Annotated in this window: 16 protein-coding genes; 13 read left to right on the top strand and 3 right to left on the bottom strand. The window is 57.5% G+C overall.

What is annotated here, in order from left to right:
* Positions 1 to 107: 107 nt before the first annotated feature.
* Positions 108 to 1,883, bottom strand: coding sequence for a thiamine pyrophosphate-binding protein (locus LB462_RS29500; protein WP_224515467.1), 1,776 nt, complete (start codon positions 1,881 to 1,883; stop codon positions 108 to 110).
* Positions 1,883 to 3,475, bottom strand: coding sequence for an FGGY-family carbohydrate kinase (locus tag LB462_RS29495; protein WP_224515464.1), 1,593 nt, complete (start codon positions 3,473 to 3,475; stop codon positions 1,883 to 1,885). The genes LB462_RS29500 and LB462_RS29495 overlap by 1 nt, the downstream gene beginning before the upstream one ends.
* 295 nt (positions 3,476 to 3,770) lie before the next feature.
* Between LB462_RS29495 and LB462_RS29490 the strand changes: the two genes are divergently transcribed.
* From LB462_RS29490 to LB462_RS29430, 13 genes are all read left to right on the top strand, one after another.
* Entirely contained in the window at positions 3,771 to 5,483 is a 1,713-nt protein-coding gene (locus LB462_RS29490; protein WP_224515462.1) for a glycerol-3-phosphate dehydrogenase/oxidase, read from the top strand.
* Positions 5,480 to 6,271, top strand: a complete 792-nt coding sequence (locus tag LB462_RS29485) for a GntR family transcriptional regulator (RefSeq protein WP_224515461.1) — start codon at positions 5,480 to 5,482, stop codon at positions 6,269 to 6,271. Before LB462_RS29490 ends, LB462_RS29485 begins: the two co-directional genes overlap by 4 nt.
* 320 nt (positions 6,272 to 6,591) lie before the next feature.
* Positions 6,592 to 7,632, top strand: coding sequence for a zinc-dependent alcohol dehydrogenase (locus tag LB462_RS29480; RefSeq protein ID WP_224515459.1), 1,041 nt, complete (start codon positions 6,592 to 6,594; stop codon positions 7,630 to 7,632).
* 1 nt (position 7,633) lies between these two features.
* Entirely contained in the window at positions 7,634 to 8,983 is a 1,350-nt protein-coding gene (locus tag LB462_RS29475; RefSeq protein WP_224515457.1) for an ABC transporter substrate-binding protein, read from the top strand.
* A 74-nt stretch (positions 8,984 to 9,057) separates the two neighbouring features.
* Complete coding sequence (locus LB462_RS29470) at positions 9,058 to 9,609, top strand: SIS domain-containing protein (RefSeq protein WP_224515455.1); 552 nt, start codon at positions 9,058 to 9,060, stop codon at positions 9,607 to 9,609.
* Between the two features lie 40 nt (positions 9,610 to 9,649).
* Positions 9,650 to 10,552 (top strand): carbohydrate ABC transporter permease, encoded by a 903-nt coding sequence (locus LB462_RS29465; protein ID WP_224515454.1) that lies wholly within the window; start codon positions 9,650 to 9,652, stop codon positions 10,550 to 10,552.
* Positions 10,549 to 11,370 carry a carbohydrate ABC transporter permease gene (locus LB462_RS29460; RefSeq protein WP_224515451.1) on the top strand — a complete coding sequence of 274 codons (822 nt, stop codon included), beginning with the start codon at positions 10,549 to 10,551 and terminating at the stop codon, positions 11,368 to 11,370. Before LB462_RS29465 ends, LB462_RS29460 begins: the two co-directional genes overlap by 4 nt.
* The gene (locus LB462_RS29455; RefSeq protein WP_224515449.1) at positions 11,367 to 12,278 is read left to right on the top strand and encodes a sugar phosphate isomerase/epimerase family protein; all 912 of its coding nucleotides are present in this window, start codon (positions 11,367 to 11,369) and stop codon (positions 12,276 to 12,278) included. Before LB462_RS29460 ends, LB462_RS29455 begins: the two co-directional genes overlap by 4 nt.
* Positions 12,279 to 12,285: 7 nt before the next feature.
* Positions 12,286 to 13,260 carry a sugar-binding transcriptional regulator gene (locus LB462_RS29450; protein ID WP_224515448.1) on the top strand — a complete coding sequence of 325 codons (975 nt, stop codon included), beginning with the start codon at positions 12,286 to 12,288 and terminating at the stop codon, positions 13,258 to 13,260.
* A 22-nt stretch (positions 13,261 to 13,282) separates the two neighbouring features.
* A complete protein-coding gene (locus LB462_RS29445; RefSeq protein WP_224515447.1) occupies positions 13,283 to 14,893 on the top strand; it encodes an FGGY-family carbohydrate kinase in 1,611 nt (536 codons plus the stop codon).
* Positions 14,894 to 15,979 carry an ABC transporter ATP-binding protein gene (locus tag LB462_RS29440; RefSeq protein WP_224515445.1) on the top strand — a complete coding sequence of 362 codons (1,086 nt, stop codon included), beginning with the start codon at positions 14,894 to 14,896 and terminating at the stop codon, positions 15,977 to 15,979.
* Entirely contained in the window at positions 15,979 to 17,451 is a 1,473-nt protein-coding gene (xylB, locus tag LB462_RS29435; protein ID WP_224515443.1) for a xylulokinase, read from the top strand. Before LB462_RS29440 ends, xylB begins: the two co-directional genes overlap by 1 nt.
* 376 nt (positions 17,452 to 17,827) lie before the next feature.
* Entirely contained in the window at positions 17,828 to 19,639 is a 1,812-nt protein-coding gene (locus LB462_RS29430) for a chloride channel protein (protein ID WP_224515441.1), read from the top strand.
* Positions 19,640 to 19,653: 14 nt separating this feature from the next.
* On the opposite strand, the gene LB462_RS29425 is transcribed toward LB462_RS29430, so the two are convergent.
* Positions 19,654 to 20,097 carry a MarR family winged helix-turn-helix transcriptional regulator gene (locus LB462_RS29425; protein ID WP_224515439.1) on the bottom strand — a complete coding sequence of 148 codons (444 nt, stop codon included), beginning with the start codon at positions 20,095 to 20,097 and terminating at the stop codon, positions 19,654 to 19,656.
* Positions 20,098 to 20,173: the final 76 nt, after the last annotated feature.

Here is a 20,173-nt window from a genome sequence, read left to right as displayed (position 1 = left end):
AATGCTTTCATTTTCAGCCTTGTTCATTTCCTATCTCCGGCCTCCACCGGAGATCTGAAATGCGGTGAATCCTTAAGCCCCTCCAGACTTAGGATCGCCAGCCATGCCTACTCCTCCAGTGCTGGCGATATCTTCCAGTCTCGCAGTTTGTAGACGGTTCCGGGCCGGGGCCGTGGTTCGCTTGCACCCTCCTTCATCCGCCGTTTGAAACTGTGGATGGGCGTTGCAAGATCATCGATGCGAATTTCGACGACGGATGGACCATCGCAAGCGAAAGCCTTGTCCAGCGCCGGCCCGATCTGGTCGGGTGTTTCAACGTAAAAGCCTTCGAGACCCAAACCCTGCGCTGCAGCCGCAAATCCAGGCTTGCAGCTTTGGTTCTCCAACAGTGCAGATTGAACGTTCTTGAAGAAAATATCCTGCCACAGCTGAATCCAACCGAGCCGACCATTGTTCAGCACAATGTTCACCACCCGTTGCTTGTGTTGCAGCTGGCTCGCCAATTCGCCGATCGTGTAGGAAAACCCTCCATCTCCGGCCACGGTGACGATACGGACACCAGGGCGTGTGGCAGCTGCACCAACGGCCGCGGGCGTCGAATAGCCCAGTCCGCCTTGTCCGCGTGCATAAAGGAAGCTGCGGCCGGCCTTTTTGGCCGGGAGAAAATTGGCGATCCATCCCGCAGAGAAGCTGGCATCAGAGATCACGATATCGTCTTCACCAAGACGCTTTGCCAGCTCGAACATTGCACGTGGTGGCGAGATCGGAACTTGGTCACTGACAATTTCGATGCGTTTTTGTTCTTCGCCTTGCGCCTTTACCGCGCTAATTCGCTCGATCCACTGAGGATGCGACTGATCATCGAGCGCAGCGTTTAACAGACTGAGCGTCTCACGGACATCGCCGAACAACGGGACTGTCGGACGGAACGTTCGTCCATGCTCCAATGGGTCAGCATCGATGGTGATTGTAGCCTGTTCTGGAAGAGGCAATGTCCAATTCATCGCGGTATTCTGGCTGGCTTTCGAGCCGCACCAGATCACTAGATCCGCCTCTTTGATCAGCTCGATAGCTGCCCAGGAACCAAGCGGATTCAATGCGCCAGCGGCGTATGGCAGTGTCTCTGCCACTGCGCCGCGGCCCGTCAAACTGGTGACTACGAGGCCTTGGAGTTTTTCTGCGAAAACACCAACATCCATGGTTGCATCCGATCCATGTACGCCTCCGCCGCACACCAGGGCCGGCCGTTTGGCCCTGCGAATAAGGCTGATAGCCTCTTGGATCGGACCCGCAGGCGGCGCCGAGCGTAGGTAGGGCGCACGGATCGCTCGATCGTCGATTGCAATCTTGATTTTGTCTTCATCCCATTCGGCATCAAAAATGTCGTGTGGAATAATCAACGCAACCGGACCTTGGCGCGGCGACGTGGCGGTGCGAAACGCTGTCCGGATCAGTTCGGGCAACGCTGTCACGGATGGAACCAGCCAAGCTTCCTTTGAAATGGATTTGAAGAAAGTCAGCTGGTCAAAGCCTTGGGAGGCAATTCCTTTGTCCTTAAGCGGCAGCCAGTCGAGCGGCAATTCACCGACAATGCCAATCATCGGAATGGAGGCATTCAGGGCTTCTACAAATCCGGCGGAGAGCAGATTGGCGCCCGGGCCAACTGTGACATCGCAAACACCCGGCTTCCCGGTCAACCGCGCATAAGCGTCGGCGGCGTAGGCCGCATTGCGCTCATCGCGCATCAAGATATGACGAATGCGGTCGGTACGGCGAGATATGCCGTCATGCAACGCTGTCGTCTGGCCGCCGGGCATGCCGAATATGAGCTCCACGCCATATTGCGCCAGCATTTCCGATACCAGATCTCCTATGTGAGCCATTACAATTCTTCCCTGCGTGTTTGTGTGTGTTGGTGTGCCAAGGCGCATTGACTGCCCGGCGGGAGCGACGTTTTGCTTCTTGTCGGTTTGTTCCAGATGGCAGCGATGCTGGTGACCGTTTCCTTGTAGGTGGAATACTTTTCTGCAATCGCAGATACCCTTTCGGTAACGGGATCAAAGCGCCGCTCGACCACGACCATTTTCTCGATTGCCGTTTCAATGTCCGCATAAAGCCCGCTAGCAACAGCGCCACATATGGCAGCACCCTTGGCACCGAATTCCGTACCATTGGCTATCTCGACGGGAAGGTTTAAGCCGTCCGCGAACATCTGCGCCCACACATTGCTCCGCGACGGTCCTCCAGCAAGCCGCACGACGTCGGGGATGGCCGCATCAGGTCCTTGCAGGTGGGTCTCAAGGTCGTACTTGTGCGCAAAGACAATGCCTTCATAGACGGCTCGCATTACGTCACCTAGATCGTTGTCAGCCGTCAGGCCGAGAAAGCCTCCCGGAGCACCTTGAGGACCGCCAAAAAGGAAAGGGAAAAACAAGATATCGTTGTCCTTCTTGAGGGCGATATCTACCAATGCGTTGCAAACATCATAGATGGATTTACCTTCCTGCACGGCGCGATCACCCTCTGCTGCAAGCATCGTCTTACACATCCATTCCAGGTTGCTTGCCGATGTGGGCGTGGCTGATGTCGCAAGAAAAGTTCTGGCAACCGGGTAGGCCGCTTGAATAGTCGGAAGCGGGTTCAAGGTTGGGCGATGATGTAGTGTGGAGTTGATACTGAATGTTCCCGCCACAACGGCCAGCTGGTTGGGAGCCGTGACCCCCGACGCAAGTGCGCAGCCCACTACATCGTAAACGCCCCGCGCCACGGGCGTACCGGCAATTAACCCAGTCTGACGTGAGGCAGCTTCGCTCAGACCTGCGGCAATATCTGTCGATGGCAAGACCGGCGGCAGCTTACCGATCCACTCGCCGAGGCCGAGCTGCTCAAGTGCGGTGCTCGCGATTGTACCGGTATTGACATCAATAATACCGGCACAGCCACCGTCCGTTGCATCCGTGGAAATATCGTTGCAAAGCCGCATCCTCAAAAAGTCCTTGCATAGAAGGACGTGTGCGGCGCGGTGGAGTGTCTGTGGTTCAAATCGCGAGAACCATGCCAGCAAAGCCAAGGTCTGTCCGGGCCATATCTGCTGTTGTATGTGTGTCGAAATATCCTTTGACAGACCTGTCTTCGACCATTCATCAATCAGGGCAGCGCTGCGGGAATCAGTGGAAACAACGCCGTTGCGCACCGGCCGCCCTTCCTTGTCGACGATGAAAACACCTGCTCCAAATCCTGACGGTGTGATCGCAATGATTTGCTCCGGCGCAGTGCCGGTCCTGTCCATCACGTTTCGGATCGCCTGGCACGTCGCCTGCCACATGGCGTCGGCGTCGCGTTCGGTCCAGCCCGCTTGGGGAAACAACATTTTGTTCGGGCGACGCTCGCATGCCAGTTCGTTTCCGAAAGGATCGAACAGGGCAACCTTCGTCATTGTCCCGCCGGCGTCTATGCCGATGAGGCGCTCACGCATTTCTCCTCCCTCTTGCCGCTTTATTCGCCCACTCCTCTGAGCACTGCCAAAATTCTCACTTTGGATCACGACAACTTGTTATTATGAGTTAGCCTATCCATTCTTTCTGAATAGTCAATCCACCCTTTCCAGATTGTGACGTATTAATAGTTTCCCCACCACAATCGGCATTTTATGGCAAATTTTGCGTTTTGGACATGCGAGAACCGCTTTTCAAAATCTGAACTTGTCATTATAAGTTGACGCAACCGACTTGCTACCGAAACGGCGAAGTTGGACCCGAGGGAGCTTAGCAATGCGAACCAGAGTTGATGTTCTTGAGCGATTGAATGGGATGCAGGATGGCCCAGTAAATATCTTGATCGTCGGTGGTGGCGTTAATGGACTGGGGCTATACCGTGATCTGGCGCTGCAAGGCTGTCCAGCAGTGCTCATCGACAAAGGAGACTTTTCGTCAGGTACAAGTGCGGCTCCATCCCGGCTTATTCACGGTGGTTTGCGTTATCTCGAGACCGGTGAATTCGCATTGGTGAAGGAGTCAGTTATCGAGCGGAATCACTTGCTTCTCAACGCATCGCACCTCGTCCATCCCCTGAGGGTATGGGTACCGGCATTCAGTTGGGTGGGCGGCGCATTTTCGGCAGCATTGCGATTCCTGCGACTGAAGAAAACGCCGGGTGCCAAAGGCATCTTCGTCATCAAGCTGGGACTTTCTTTTTTCGATCGTTTCGGCAAGGCCAATCAGACAATGCCGCACCATAGGCTTGTAGCATCCAGGGAAGTAAGGAAACGTCTTTCCCAGCTTTCGAACAAGGTGCGGGCTGTTGCCGAATACTACGACGCGCGCGTAACACATCCAGAAAGACTTGCGCTCGAGCTGGCCGGGGACGCCGAACGCGATTGCCCTCAATCGATCGCGATACCATACATGTCTTTGAGCCGTACGATTGGCGGCAAGGTCGAACTGTACGATGAGATCGGCAGGCAATCATTTTGGTTGCAGCCTTCGATCGTCGTGAATTGCGCTGGCCCCTGGGTCGATCAGGTTAACCGCGGCCTTGGTATCGATCGTCGCCTTATGGGAGGCACGAAGGGTTCGCATGTTGTCCTTGAAAGACCAGATCTTGCACTAAAACTGGATGGTCTGATGTTATATTTCGAGACCCACGACCATCGCGCATGCCTGATTTATGCGCTCGATAAAACGCACGTTTTGCTCGGGACGACTGACCTGCGAACCAGCGATCCAGACGATACGGTTTGCTCCGAAAACGAGATTGATTACTTGTTCGAGGTTTTGGAGCAAGTGCTACCGGGCATCAAGCCAATTAGGCAAGACATCGTGTTTTCCTATGCTGGCGTTAGACCCCTGCCCTACAATGACGGCGGAGCCACGGGTGCCATCAGCCGCGATCATTTCCTGACGACTTTTGCTCCAGATGGCGACCGCCCCTTCACGGTCGTTAGTCTGGTCGGTGGCAAGTGGACCACGTATCGGGCGTGTGCAGCGCAGATGTCGGAAGTGGTATTGCGACAGTGCGGCAGGTCAAGGGTCCGCGATACTCTTGAGGTTGAAGTTGGCGGCGGCAAAGGGTTCTCGTCGAAGCCCCATGACTTGACGATAAGGAGCCAGGCGCTGGCCCGAGCTCACCGCTTAGAAGTTGATGATGCAATACGGCTATTCAAGCGATACGGCAGCACTGCCGGAGCTATTGCTGCTGAGGTGGAAGCCTGCAATCATGAGCGTCTGAACTTCGCACCAGACTATTTTGTTGGCGAAATCGTTTGGATCGTGAAAAATGAACGCGTGACGAAAGTGGCCGATATCATTCTGAGACGGACGTTGATGGCATTCGAGAACAAGGCAGGTGACGGGGTGATCCGGGAAGTCGCCGGCATAGCTGCTTCAACATTGAAATGGCGCGCAGCGCACATGGAACATGAAATTCACCAGACGATGGATTGCCTTCGTTTGCGCCATCATGTCCGGATCGCTTTGCCGATATGACGACATCTGTCAAACATAGAAAGTCGGCCACAAAAACGGCAAGCAGGCGTCTTCCCGAACGCCGCCGGATAAGTGACGGCGGAACGCCACTATGGGCACAGGTAAAGTCCTCCCTAATTGAGATGATTGCAGACGGCAGGATGGAGCCCCGGTCGAAACTTCCCTCAGAAACCGATCTTTGCGAGACATTTGATGTCTCCCGAACGGTTGTGCGTGAAGCATTGAAGCAGCTCGTCTTCGAACGTTTGGTGTACAAGCATCAGGGAAAGGGGACGTTTGTCGCTGAACGGCGTGATGAACAGGATTTTATTGGATCAACGGTTGGTTTCAGCGATGAGTTGATGGGCAAGAACAAACTGGTAACGCGTCGTGTTATCCGTCAGGAAGTAGCACTTCCAACATCTCGGGCGCGCAAACTGCTGCGGCTCGAAGGAGATGAGCGCGTTGTTTTGATTGATCGCGTTATGATTGTCGATGGGGAACCGCGAACCCTCGTGCGCATCAGTCTGCGCCAAAGTGCTGTTCCAGGAATTGAAGCGCTGCCGCTCGAAAATCGCTCTCTTTATGAAACCCTCCGCCGACAATATGGCATCAGTCTCAATCGCGCTGAAAGGTGGATCGAAGCCTATACGCCAACCGCAGAAGAAGCGCAGTTGCTGCAAGTTCCGCTCAATACGCCTTTGGTTTCAATTGAGTCCTGCTCTTACGGAGATGGCGATGACCCTATTGAATATTTCGTAGCTATCTATCGGACCGATCGTGCCAGACTTCATTTCGTCATCAAATAGTATCGATACCAGCAAGGCTTTCAAACACCGTCAATTTCGGATCAAACGCGTGGGTCGGCGACGGCGATAGCCGCAGTTTGATCGGCCTGATCCTCGCTTTCGGCGCGGACCCGGCCAGCCACTTCAAGCCCACAAGGTGAACGCCATGATGGAGGACGTCCGGGTCCTCACCCGGGGCGTTGGCCGGGCAAGAGCGGAGCCCATCGTCATGATGGATAACTGACAGCGCCGACGAAATTTGGTGGACCTATACACTTGAAAAATCTGTTTTACATTTGTATGGTATTCAAGATCCCTTATCGATTCCGACGGAAAACTTCATGAGCCGTGCCCTTTTCATCCGTGGAGCCCATGACGCCTATGTAGCGCCGTTCAAGCTTCGCGACGGACGTCCGGGGGAAGTGCTCATCGACGTCGCCTCGGTCGGCCTCTGCGGTTCGGACCTCCATTATTACAAGGATGGCGGTATTGGCTCGGCAGTCGTCAAGGAGCCCTTCGTGCCGGGTCATGAGTTCGGCGGTTTTCTGTGCGAGGACCTGGACGAACTTTCGCTTGCGCGCGGAGCGCTCGTTGCCGTGGATCCAAACAAGGCCTGCGGGCATTGTGAGTTCTGCGAACGGGGTCATCCCAATCTTTGCCCGAATGTTGAATTTATTGGCGCGCCGCCATTCGACGGGGCGATGACCGAGCGTATCTGGGTTCCGGCGGCGCAGGTCGTGCCGTTGCCGGCGGATTTCACGCCGCTTCAGGCGGTGATGCTGGAGCCCTTGGGCGTCGCCATTCACGCGGTTGATCTTGCCAAGCCGCGGCTGCTCGAGCAGGTGGCGCTCATCGGCAGCGGTCCCATCGGATTATTGATCCTCCAGGTCCTGAAGGCCGCCGGGGCAGGTGAGATTCTGGTCATCGACCCGCTTGAGCACCGCCGGGAAATGGCTGCCAGGCTTGGTGCAGCGCGCACGGGCACGTCGGTGGACGATATCCGTGGGTGGACCGGTCGCGTAGGTGCGCCACTGGTCATCGAGGCCACCAATTCTCCGCTTGGTTTCCGCGATGCCGTTCTTGCCGCGAAGATCGGCGGCCGCATTGTTTTGGTCGGCATCCCGGACGGCGATATCTACACACTGCCGGCCGCTGAAGCGCGCCGCCGTGGTCTTAAAATCAAATTCGCGCGCCGGATGGGGGAGGTCTATCCGCGTGCAATCGAACTCGTCGCTGGAGGAAAGGTCGATGTCAAGTCACTTGTGACGCATGAGGTCGCCCTGGACGAGGCGCCCGACACCTTCCGCAACCACGCGGACAATGCGCCGGGTTACATCAAGAGCTTGATCTATCCGAATGGAGTAACAAAACTGGGAGGATGACGTGAGGAAATTTTTATATGCATCGTTAAGCGCTGTGGCGCTTCTGGCCGGGGCAGTATCGCTGCCGTCGGCGGCTCTCGCCGACTGGCTGGAAACTGCGGCGCAGCCCTTCAAGGGCAAAGAGATCAGTGTGATTTTCCTGGATCGTCCGGGCTATCGCGCGATAATCAAGCTGCTGCCGGAGTTCGAAAAGAAAACCGGTATCAAGGTCAATTACGAGATCGTGCCCTACGAGAACACCCGCGAGAAGCAGGTACTCAATTTCACCTCTAGTGGCGACCTGACGATCGCGCTGGTCGATCTGGTATGGATCGGCGAGTTCGCCGAAAATGGCTGGATCACGCCTATCGACGAATTCACAGCCGATAAATCCATCACCGATCCCAATTTGAACCTCACGGGATTCTTTCCGCTCCTGATCGACGCATTCGGATCCTGGGGCGGCAAGACCTACGGCCTGCCGTTCGACAACTATTCGGGCCTTTTATTCTATAACTCCTGCCAGTTGAAGGAAGCTGGCTTCGAGAAGCCACCGGCAACGTGGGACGAGCTCATGAAGGATTACGCACCGAAGCTGACGGACGCGTCCAAGAATCATTACGCCTTTGCCCTGCAGTCACTGCGTGGAGAGACACAATCGGCCGACAGTTTCATGCGCGTCCTCTGGCCCTTCGGCGGCTCGCTGCTGAACAAGGAATTCAAGTCAAACCTGCTCAGTTCCGAGAGCCAGAAGGGTTTGGCATTCCGCCAGGATCTGATGAAATACATGCCCCCGGGGATCGTCAGTTTCGACCACGCCGAAGCGGTCAATGCTCTGGCGCAGGGCCAGGTCTCGATGATCACCGAATGGTCAGCATTCTACGGCACCTTGACCGATCCGGCGACGTCGAAGTTGGGCGATTGTCTGGCCGTTGCCCCGGAGCCGGCCGGTCCGGCGGGCCGCCTGCCGGCCCTCGGCGGCTTTTCACTCGCTGTTGCCGAGCAGGCTCCGGACGATCTCAAGAAGGCTTCCTGGCTCTTCATCCAATGGGCAACTTCCGAAGAGATCGCTCGTCCCTATGTCGAAGCGGGAGGCGTTTCCGGTCGTACGTCCATCTACGAGCAGCCCGACATCAAGGCGAAGTACAAGTTCGTCGAACCGATGGTTGCATCCTGGCAAAAGGGCGTGCCTGAATTCCGTCCGCGGTTCCCGGCCTGGCCAGCGATTTCGGAAGTTGTGGCCGAATGGGGATCCAAGATGATGCTGGGCGAGGTCACGACCGAAGCCGGTGCCAAGGAAATCGGAACGCGTATGGAGGATATCCTGGCCAAGGAAGGTTACTATGATGGCAAGAAGGAATTGCTGCAGTAGGCAAGCCTTCAACAGTGGCGGGTGGATTCACCCGCCCTTGTTTTCACATACCATATCTGTACCGGGAGCTTGCCTTGCCCAAACTCTACAACCAAGCGCTGCAGGAACTGGCAGGCGTTTTCGACCGCATCGACGAGCAGGCGGTTGACGCTGCCGTTGCCGTGATCGCCGACGCAGAGCGGATCGCGCTCTATGGTGTCGGGCGTGAAGGGCTGCAGATCAAGGGATTGGCCATGCGGCTCCATCACCTGGGACTGAAGGCAGCGGTCGTCGGGGATATGACGACACCACCTTTGGGTGGTGGCGATCTGCTGATCGTCTCCGCTGGGCCAGGGGGCTTCTCAACCGTTCTTGGACTGATGGGCGTGGCTGCCGCCGCGAGTGCCAGGACACTTGTCGTCACCGCGCAGCCCAATGGCGACGCGGCCAGACGCGCTGATCATGTCCTCACCATTCCCGCACAGACCATGGCCGACGATCGGGGAACGAACGTTTCTGTGCTGCCGATGGGATCGCTGTTCGAGGGCGCGCAGTATATTCTCTTCGAGGTGATGGTCCTGAAACTCCGGGAGCGACTTGGAATTTCGACTGAAGCCATGCGGGCCAACCACACCAATCTCGAGTAACGGCGCACCGAGTGAACGTGCAAGCAGGGAGAGAAATTCCGTGGCGCAGACACAGCCAAAACTCAATCCGGGATATGGACGCTGGACGCCTTTCTGGTTTCTCGCGCCGGCTGTGTTTGCTCTGCTCGTCATCGGCATATATCCGACAATTTCAGCCCTGATCACCTCGTTCAGGCGCTACAACATCACCCGTCCGCGTGACGGATTTCCCTTTGTCGGGCTGGATAACTACGTCAACGTACTTTCCGATCAGACTTTCTGGCAGTCGCTCGGTCTGACGGCGCGTTTCTTTCTGACTGTTCTGCCATTCGAACTCTTCTTTGGCATCTGTGTTGCGCTGCTTTTGCATCGGCCGGGCCTCGGCATCTTGCGAGCCTTGGCACGCGTGTCGCTGGTGGTACCGCTGGCCACAACCTATGCTGTCGTCGGATTGATCGGGCGACTGGTCTTCAACCGCGATTTCGGCATTGCAAATCAGTTTCTCAACGCGATCGGCGTTGGCGGGCTCGACTGGCTGGGTTCAACAACGGGCGCCTTCATTGCGATTGCCGTCATGGACATCTGGCAGTGGACGCCGTTCTGCGCCCTCATCTTCCTTGCCGGCCTGTCCATGGTGCCCGTCGAGATCGAGGAAGCGGCCCGGCTGGAAACCAGTTCCAAGACCGCGATGCTGCGCCATGTACAGCTGCCATATCTGCTGCCGGGCCTGACCGCGATGCTGATCCTGCGGTCGGCCGACATCCTCAAATTGTTCGACATGGTCTTTGTGATGACGCGGGGCGGGCCGGGCTCGGCGACGGATCTTGTGTCCATCTACATTCAGCGCGTGGGATTCCGCATCTTCGATATGGGCACGGCTTCGGCGCAAGCCATCCTCCTACTGATTGTGACGATCGTGCTCAGCCGGCTTTATATCAAGCTCATCTACAAGGAGATCGAATGATGTCCATGACGCTTCGCCGCATCCTGCATGGCCTGGGCCTGCTCATCGTCCTGTGTTTCACGCTGTTCCCGTTTTACTGGATGGTTTCATCGAGCTTCAAGGACCAGACCGACCTTCTGGCCTCACCGCCGGTTTGGTTTTTCACGCCGACACTGTCTAACTACACTGATATTTTTGCCGACGAGAAAGTGTCCGGCGCAATCGTCAATTCACTGGTCGTCGCAACGCTGACGACCGCGCTGTCGGTCATTCTTGGCGCCCCGGCCGCCTATGCGCTGGCGCGTTTCAACTTTCGCGGCAAATCCGATCTCTGGTTCTGGTTCATTTCCAACCGGATGATCAGCCCTATCGTTCTGGCGCTGCCTGTCTATGTACTTGCGCTGCAATTGAAGCTGCTCGACACCCACCTCGTCCTGATCCTGATCTATCTCACGTTCAACCTGCCGATTGTCGTCTGGATATGCACCGATCAATTTCGCTCCATACCGATCGAACTGGAACAGGCAGCGCGTCTTGATGGAGCGGACCAGTTCACGATCTTCCGGAAGATCTATGTTCCACTCGGGCTTCCGGGCATAGCCGTCTCGGCGATCTTCAGCTTCATCTTTTCCTGGAACGAGCTTCTCTATGCGCTGGTTCTCACACGCAGAAACGTGCAGACGGCTCCGGTGATAGCGACGAGCTTCATGTCCGGATATGAGTTGCCATGGGGCAAGATCATGGCGACGGGGACGGTGATTGTGCTGCCCGTGACGATCTTCGCGCTTCTCGTCTCCAAGCACATGGTCCGCGGACTCACGATGGGTGCAACGAAATGACGGAAGCCAAGTCCATACCCCTCGGGATCAATCTCTCGTTTTGCGTGAAGCGGTGGGTAACACCGGATCTTTGGGCACCCATTGTGCAAGAACAGCTTGGCCTGGATCTGGTGCAATTTTCGTTTGATCTCGTGGATCCGGCGTGGCCGGAAGATATTCTCAGAGACTGCGGCAGAGATATCCGGCGAGCAGCCGGCGACCACGGGATCAGCATCCACAGCGCCTTTATCGGGCTTGCACATTACACGTTCAACCAGCTGCTCCATCCCGATCAGCGTGTCCGCGATGTGGCGGAAGACTGGATGAAGAAAGCTTACCGCTTTGCCGCCAGTGCAGGGATCGAAAGAGTTGGCGGGCCTCTCGGTGCTGTTGCGTCAAGGGCTGACGGTGTCGAAGCGGACAGCATTCCCGAGCGCGATTATGGTGATCTGATCCTGCGAATGCGACGCCTTTCCGAGGCGGCGAAGGAATACGGCATCGTCGAGCTCTATGTCGAGCCGACGCCCATGCGCCGGGAATGGCCGTGGACCGTGGAGCAGGCCGGGCGCATGGCGGCAGACGTTGCAGATACGCCGGTTCCGTGGAAATATTGTATCGACTGGGGGCATGCCACGTTGCAGCCGCTGTACGGCAAGGATCATGCAACGATGGGCGAATGGTTTCGGTCGCTGGCGCCGCATATCGGCATGATCCATCTGCAACAGACGGATTTCCAATTCGACCGGCATTGGGATTTCACAGAGATGGGAGCGGTGATCCCAAAGGAGGCGGCGAGCCAGCAACGGGAGTTCGGCCTGGGCGACAGGCCGATTTTCCTTGAGGTGTTCTACCCGTTCGAACGGGATGACGCGTCGGTCCGTCAGGCGCTCCGCCATACGACTACGATCCTCAAACCGGCCTTTGCCTGAGACACCATTGAACGAATTCACTTCAGACGAACTACTCTCAAACCCTGCCGCCGATACCGAGCAAATTCGCGCCCGGGTAGCCTGGTACTACTATGTCGGTGGTCTGACCCAGCAGGAGATCGCCGACAAGCTGTCGATCACCCGGCTGCGCGTCAACAAGATCGTCGTTCAGGCGCGGAGCGACGGACTGGTCAGTGTCGATATCAGGATGCCGCTTACCCGTTGTGTGGCGCTCGAAGAAAAGCTGAAGGGACGCTTTGGCCTTATCGATTGCTCGGTTGTGCCCTCGGTATCCCAAGCAGAAGACCTGCACCGTGTTTTGGGCCGCGCCACCGCTGCCATGCTCGATCCGCTCCTCATCGATGGCAAGGGTTTTGGCATCGGTTGGGGGCAAACGCTTTCGGCCGCGCGCAGACATCTGACGCCGCGCCGTCTGACAAATGCCTGGGTTGCGGCGCTGATGGGTGGTCTGACACGGGGGTCCGGCACGAACACTTTTGAGGTATCGACGGAATTTGCCCGCATTCTTGGCGCCGAATGTTATTACGTCGCAGCACCCATCTACTGTCCTTCGAGCGAGAGCCGCACCACATTGCTGACCCATTACGGCCTGGCAGAAGCGATGCAACGTGGCCGCAATACCGCGGTGGCCCTCATTGCCTGTGGTGACCTCTCCGACCATTCGCTTCTCGTAAGGACGCAGGTCGTGACCGAGAATCTGCCGACGCTCAGAGAGGCCGGTGCCGTCGGCGACATCCTCGGTGTATTCCTCGATCAAAACGGAGCACCTGTCGATCATCCACTGAACCAGCGTGTGATGGCGATGCGTCCCCCGAACCTCAAGCTCATTCCGTCATCGATCCTTGCTTCCGGCGGCATGCACAAGGCGCTTATCATCAAGGCGGTGTTGCGAGCGGGCTATGTCAATCGTCTCGTCACGGACGAAGATGTGGCGGAAGCGATCTTGAAGGACGCCGCATGAAAATGGCGACAATGGTGAGCGAATGATGAAGCATCTCCTTGCAATCGACGTGGGGACGCTGTCCGCGCGGGCTGGCCTTTTCGCTAGCGACGGCCAACTCATGGCAGATGCATCCGCTTCATTCAAACTAGTGACGCCGGCAGAACATCATGCGGTTTACCGCATGGACGATATCTGGAACGCCGTTTGTCTGGCGGCGACGGAATGCCTGTCGCAACGGCCTGAATTTGCATCCTCAGTCGCCGGTCTGGCTTTCGACGCGACCTCGTCCGTCTATATCGAAGCGGAAGGCGAGCCGCCTCTTGATGGAGGCGGCGATGTGATCTGCTGGATGGATCACCGGGCAGAAGTTGAAGCGGCGGAAGTCGATGCAACAGGCCATCGCTTTCTCGATCATGTCGGCGGCTCGCTTTCGCCGGAAACCAATCTGCCAAAGCTGCTTTGGTTGAAGCGGCATAGACCGGCGGCGTGGGCGCGGGTAAGAGGCGCGCGCGACCTCTGTGACGAGCTCGCGCGCCGCGCGACGGGAGACGACCGCCATTCCGTCTGCGGGCTCGCTTGCAAATGGCCCTATCTCCCCGACGGAGCTGATCCATGGTGTCAGGATCTGCTCGACGATTTGGGTATCGGTGATCTGACAAAGCTCGGGAAACTCGGCGTCACACCGGGCAAGGTCGGAGAAGTGCACGGCAGGGTATCAGGCTCGGCGGCAGCGGCCATGGGCGTGCCGCAAGGCATTCCGGTGGCTATCGGCCTGATCGATGCAGAGGCCGGAGCGCTCGGTGTTCTTGGACGAGATTATCGCAAGCGGATGAACAATCTGCTGCCGATGATTGCCGGTACATCAACCTGCTACATGCCGTTTGCGCAAGGACCCCGCCATATTCCCGGTGTGTGGGGCCCGTTCAAGGATGCGGTATTTCCCGGCTACTGGATGCACGAAGCCGGCCAAAGCCTTTCCGGCACGGCGCTCGACGCGATGCTTGAGCATCATCCCGCAAGTCCCGGACAGCCGAGCAGCGCGCTTCACCTCGAAACCGCCAATCGGATCCTGCAAATCCTTCAACAGGAAGGGGCGGCCTTTGCGGCGGCGCGCCACATTGTTCCGGACTGGCTCGGCAACCGCGCTCCACTCGGAGATGGACGCGTCCGTGCGCTGGTGACCGGCCTCGGGCTCGACACGGGGGAGCGGTCCTTGCTGGAAGCCTACTACGCCACGGCACGTGCACTGGCTTTGCAGACGCGGCAGATCATCGAACACTTAAACAGCCATGGCCAATATGCGATCGACAGTCTAGCTTTGGCGGGCGGTCAGCTGAACAATCCACTGCTCGTCCAGCTCTATCGCGATGCGACCGGAGCGAAACTTGTCATTAGCGCCACCAGGGAACCGGTGCTGCTTGGAACCGCCATGGTAGCTGCTGTCGCTGCAGGGCTTCATAAAGATTTGTTCGCCAGTCTCGAAGCCATGGCACCCCGGCAGGAAACGCTCGACGCCGATCCGCGGTGGTGGCGGGCGCATGACGCTGCCTATCGCGTCTATCTAAAGCTTTTCGCCATAAGAAACGAGGTCGAGACCGCGGGCCGCGCGCTTGCAGCCTTTGTGCCTGTCAAAGAATCCGGAGTTTTTTGAATGTCTTTTCTTCGCCTCGACAATGTGGTCAAGCGCTATGGTGAACATTCGGCCGTCCAGGGCGTGAGTTTTTCGGCAGAGAAGGGCGAATTCGTTGTGTTCGTCGGGCCTTCCGGCTGCGGAAAATCAACGCTCCTGCGAATGATTGCCGGTCTTGAGGAGATCAGCGATGGCGATGTCCTCATCGACGAAAAGATTGTTACGCATGTGGAGCCGGCACGCCGCGAAGTGGCGATGGTGTTTCAGTCATATGCACTTTATCCGCATATGAGCGTGTTCGAAAATCTTGCCTTCGGGCTCCGAATGGTCAAGACCAAGGAGGACGAGATCAAGCGGCGCGTTGCCGAAGCAGCGCGGATATTGCAGATCGAGATGCTGCTTGAGCGCAAGCCTCGCCAGCTTTCAGGCGGTCAGCGCCAGCGTGTGGCGATCGGACGGGCAATCGTACGCAATCCGAAACTTTTTCTGTTCGACGAGCCGCTTTCAAATCTCGATGCGGAGCTGCGCACACAGATGCGTGTCGAAATTGCCAAGCTTCACCGCGCTCTCGGCGTCACTATGGTTTATGTCACGCATGATCAGATCGAAGCGATGACGCTTGCGGACCGCATCGTCGTCCTGCGGGCGGGGCTCGTCGAGCAGGTCGGAACACCGACTGAACTTTATGACAATCCGGCAAATATTTTTGTCGCGGGATTTATCGGTTCCCCGAAAATGAACTTTATCCCGGCCGTTGTGACCGGCGCCGCGGATCGCCAGCTGACTGTCTCCTGCCCCGCCTTTGCCGGCGGTACGCTGACTGTCGCCACGAAGCGCCAGCATCAGGTGAAGCCGGGCGACACGGTGACGGTGGGCATGAGACCCGAGCATCTTGAGCTTCAATCGGCCACACCGGTACTGAGCCTGAAAGCAGACTTTGCCGAGTATCTTGGCGGCGCGAGCCAGATCTACGCTCTGCCCGAGGGGGCGCCGATGATGACGATCGTCGTGCCGGGCCGTCCGGCAATCGCAAGGAACGACACCCTGCCAATTGGAATTGCGCCGCAGCACATCTACCTGTTCGACAGTCAGGGTCTCGGTATCTGATGGGAACTTTTCTCGGCATTGACGTTGGCACCTCGTCCCTCAAGGCAATTCTGGTCGATGAGGATCAAAGATTGATCGCTGAGGGATCAGCGCCCCTCGAAGTCTTGCGGCGCCGGCCAATGTGGTCGGAACAGAACCCTGAAGACTGGTGGAATGCTGCCGACGCGGCCGTGGGTCATATCCGCGCAACGGCCCCGTCCGATTTCCTGCAGCTTCAATCTATCGGTCTGTCCGGGCAGCAGCACAGCGCGACGTTGCTGGACCGCCACGGTTCAGTTCTGCGCCCCGCGATTCTTTGGAATGATGGGCGCTGCGGGCGCGAATGCGCTGAACTCCTCGAGCGGATACCGGATTTCTTCGCCCGTGCCTCGAACACAACTATGCCGGGCTTCACGGCACCCAAGCTGCTCTGGGTTGCGCGGCACGAGCCTGAACTTTTTGCAAAGGTCGCAAAGGTTCTGTTGCCCAAGGACTACCTCCGATACCGTCTCTCGGGGGCGTACGTATCAGACAAATCCGACTCGGCCGGTACCCTTTGGCTCGATATAGGACGGCGCGTATGGGATGACGTTCTGCTGCAGGGCGGTGGCATGAGACGATCGCAGATGCCCGACCTTGTCGAGGGGTCTGAACTCTCGACCCATCTTTCCGCCGAGGTAGCAGCTTTGTGGGGCCTGACGGGACGCAAGATTCCGATTGCCGGCGGCGGTGGAGACAATGCATCGTCAGCGGTTGGTATCGGCGCCGTCAGCCCCGGTGACGGATTTTTATCGCTAGGGACCTCCGGCGTGCTGTTCGTATCGACCGACCGGCTGGTTGCCCTGCCGGAGCGGACACTGCATGGCTTTTGCCACGCGCTGCCGCAGCGCTGGCATGGGATGGTCGTGGCGCTCTCGGCTGCGTCGGCACTGGCCTGGCTGGGCGCCTTGACAGGTCATGGCCGTGATGTCGCCGGTCTGATCGAAAAGGCGAAAATCTTTGCTTCGGACCCTGCACGTCGCGAGGCCGCCCCCGTCTTTCTGCCCTATCTCGCGGGGGAGAGAACGCCTCACAACGACCCGAACGCCACGGCGAAATTCGACGGTTTGCGGACGGAGCACGATGCCGGTGCACTGGCCTATGCCGTTCTGGAAGGCGTTGCCTTTGCGATGGCGGACGGACTCGAAGTGTTGAAGGCGGCAAACGCCGCGCCGCGATCCTGCATGCTGGTTGGTGGCGGGTCTCGCAGCAGCTACTGGAACGGCCTGCTTGCAGATGTCCTCGATCTACCGCTCGATTTGCCCGAGGGCGCCGAGATTGGAGCGGCGTTCGGTGCAGCACGCCTGGCAATGCTGGCGGTTGGTGCCGGGACGATGGAGTTGGTATGCCGGAAGCCCGCTGTTCGCGTCCGGTTCGAACCAGATAAACACGCGGCGGCTGTCCTTCATGTGCGGCGACAACGTTACCTCCACATGTATTCACCTGCGGCGTAGAGATCAGCAAAGCGGCTGCCCGGTTCTAAAGTCTAATCGTGAAATGCTGCAACGACGGACAGAACGAGGCTGCTCGAGATCGTACGCTTTCATGCGCGTCAGGATGGCAAGAGTACACAGAAATGCAGCGCGGGTTTTGCATTGCCGTTGTTAATTCAACCTGACGATTGTGTCCCATCACGCTATCTTTACCGAGGTTCCACACAAAACATTATGCAACCTCACCGGTCGAGGCGAAACCCGCAACAAAGCGATGTCCGCCCCTGCGCCGAGAGTCATTGCTTCAAGGCGCGCATCTCGTGCCTTAACCCACTTGAATTATATCGTATCACGATATAACAGATGCGCAGCCCATTACCTTCCCACGAAAGCCATTATGTCTCACTATCAGTCCTCCCCCCGGTCCACACCCGCTCCAGGTGATTTTTCGACGGACTATCGCGTTTTGATCCTTGTCGCGATGGCAGCCATCGCCGGCACAGGTGGGACGTTTGCCGCCTGGTTTCTCATCAAGCTCATTGCTCTTGCCACCAATTTAGCCTGGTTCCAGCGTTTCTCTGTCGAAGACGTCTCCTATGCCAACATCACCCCCGGCATTATGATGCTGATCGTCCCCGTGCTGGGCGGGTTGATCATCGGTCTGATGGCCCGCTACGGGTCCGAGAAAATCAGAGGTCACGGAATCCCGGAAGCGATCGAAGCGATCCTCATCGGCAGCAGCCGCATGCAGCCGAAGGTGGCTTTGTTGAAGCCGCTGTCATCGGCGATCGCCATCGGCACCGGGGGGCCGTTCGGCGCCGAAGGTCCGATCATCATGACCGGTGGGGCAATCGGCTCGCTGTTCGCACAATGCTTCCATCTGAGCGCGGCAGAGCGCAAGACGATACTGGTGGCAGGTGCTGCGGCGGGCATGACGGCGATCTTTGGCACACCGATCGCCGCAGTCCTCCTGGCCGTCGAATTGCTCCTCTTCGAGTGGAAACCGCGCAGCCTCATCCCGGTAATGGTGGCAGCAGCGGTTGCCATCGCCTGGCGTCCCCTGCTCATGGGCGACGGACCGTTGTTCCCGCTTTTCTTCAAGCATGATCTTTCCCTTCTTACCCTGGCCATGTGTGCCGTGGTTGGACTGACCATGGGCCTGTTGTCAGGTTTGTTGACCTCGCTCCTGTATGCGGCAGAAGATCTGTTCGCGCGGTTGCCATTGCATTGGATGTGGTGGCCGGCTTTAGGGGGCATCGCCATTGGGCTGGGCGGAATGGTCGAGCCTCGGGCGATGGGTGTCGGCTATGACGTCATCCATGATCTGCTCAACAACAGCATCGACGCACACGCCGTATTGCTGCTGGTGGTCGTCAAGTCGATAATCTGGATACTGGCCTTGGCTTCGGGAACCTCGGGAGGCGTGCTGGCGCCTCTGCTGATCATTGGCGGATCGGTGGGGTTTCTCGAGGGGCAGTATTTTGCAGGTCCTGTCGAACTCTGGTCGCTGCTGGGCATGGCAGCCATGATGGGCGGCACAATGCGCTCGCCGCTGACCGGCATCATCTTTGCCGTAGAGCTGACCGGGAAAGTAGAACTCCTTGTGCCACTACTGGTCGCGACGGGCTGCGCCTATTGTGTGACCGTGCTTCTGCTCAAGCGCTCTATACTGACGGAAAAAATCGCCCGCCGCGGACAGCACATCACGCGAGAATACAGCATCGATCCGTTTGAACTCCTCCGGGTTTCGGAAGTGATGGTTGCCAATCCGGATACGCTCCCCGTTTCAATGCAGGTTGACGAGGCGGTCGCCTTTTTCACGGCGAGCCAACACAGGCATAAATCCTATCCGCTTGTCGACCAACAGAATTGCCTCGTCGGAATGGTTTCGCGGGCCGATGTTCTTCGTTGGAATACGCAAGGCGATCATTTCGGCGAGACACTCTTTGAACGCGTCTCCGACAGCGCCGTTCTGTCCGGTTATCCGGATGAAGTCGTCGCCCGCCTGGCGGATCGGATGGTGTTAAACGACGCCGGCAGGGTACCGATCATTGACCCGCAAACCAGGCATGTTGTTGGCCTTGTTGCACGGAAGGATTTACTGCGAACACGTCTTGCAAGCCATTCCGATGAAAAGGAGCGCACGGCGTATTTTCGCGAGCGCTCGAGAAATTCTGAACAGATTGCAGCTAAAGTCGTCAGCGACTAACCGATGAACTGCCTTCAGGTTTTATTTCTTTTGCGGAGCTGGCCAAGGATTTCGGCCAGCTCCGGTCCAGTTCTTTGCAGTTCCAGCAAATGTGCCGAGGAAAGGTCTTCAAGCAAGGCATGTGCCTTGGGCGTCAGTCGAATATTAACCCGCCGCCGATCGTCTGCTTTGATCGACCGCTCGACCAGTTCGCTATCCTGCAGGCGGTTCACCAATTCCACGGCACTGTTGTGCTGGATCATTAAATGTTCAGCCAGATCACCGACACCCATTTCGCTGTCAGATGCAAATCCGCGAATGGCCAGAATTGCCTGATGTTGCTGTGGTGTCAGACCCCATTCCCGCGCCGCGCTTTCGCTGAAGCTCAGGAATGCCCGAACAGCGCGCCGAAATCGCGCTAGGGCCACATAATCTCCATCCTCGAGTTCCTGTTTCGATAGATTGGATTGATCAGCCATTGGCCTCTGTGCGTAAACGTACTCAGATGGAACATCATTTATTTCAACGCTTTTCTACTCTGCAATAACAGATAAC

The organism is Phyllobacterium chamaecytisi, assembly GCF_020164455.1.
GTDB classification, from domain to species: Bacteria; Pseudomonadota; Alphaproteobacteria; order Rhizobiales; family Rhizobiaceae; genus Phyllobacterium; species Phyllobacterium chamaecytisi.
This window is presented reverse-complemented; position numbering and strand designations above follow the sequence as displayed.

Bases quoted from the DNA above. Each gene is read 5' to 3' on its own strand.
- LB462_RS29425 (WP_224515439.1), bottom strand. From the start codon at position 20,097: ATGGCTGATCAATCCAATCTATCGAAACAGGAACTCGAGGATGGAGAT.
- LB462_RS29460 (WP_224515451.1), top strand. From the start codon at position 10,549: ATGATGTCCATGACGCTTCGCCGCATCCTGCATGGCCTGGGCCTGCTC.
- LB462_RS29500 (WP_224515467.1), bottom strand. From the start codon at position 1,883: ATGGCTCACATAGGAGATCTGGTATCGGAAATGCTGGCGCAATATGGC.
- LB462_RS29445 (WP_224515447.1), top strand. From the start codon at position 13,283: ATGATGAAGCATCTCCTTGCAATCGACGTGGGGACGCTGTCCGCGCGG.
- LB462_RS29490 (WP_224515462.1), top strand. From the start codon at position 3,771: ATGCGAACCAGAGTTGATGTTCTTGAGCGATTGAATGGGATGCAGGAT.
- LB462_RS29430 (WP_224515441.1), top strand. From the start codon at position 17,828: ATGTCTCACTATCAGTCCTCCCCCCGGTCCACACCCGCTCCAGGTGAT.
- LB462_RS29455 (WP_224515449.1), top strand. From the start codon at position 11,367: ATGACGGAAGCCAAGTCCATACCCCTCGGGATCAATCTCTCGTTTTGC.
- LB462_RS29440 (WP_224515445.1), top strand. From the start codon at position 14,894: ATGTCTTTTCTTCGCCTCGACAATGTGGTCAAGCGCTATGGTGAACAT.
- LB462_RS29480 (WP_224515459.1), top strand. From the start codon at position 6,592: ATGAGCCGTGCCCTTTTCATCCGTGGAGCCCATGACGCCTATGTAGCG.
- xylB (WP_224515443.1), top strand. From the start codon at position 15,979: ATGGGAACTTTTCTCGGCATTGACGTTGGCACCTCGTCCCTCAAGGCA.
- LB462_RS29485 (WP_224515461.1), top strand. From the start codon at position 5,480: ATGACGACATCTGTCAAACATAGAAAGTCGGCCACAAAAACGGCAAGC.
- LB462_RS29495 (WP_224515464.1), bottom strand. From the start codon at position 3,475: ATGCGTGAGCGCCTCATCGGCATAGACGCCGGCGGGACAATGACGAAG.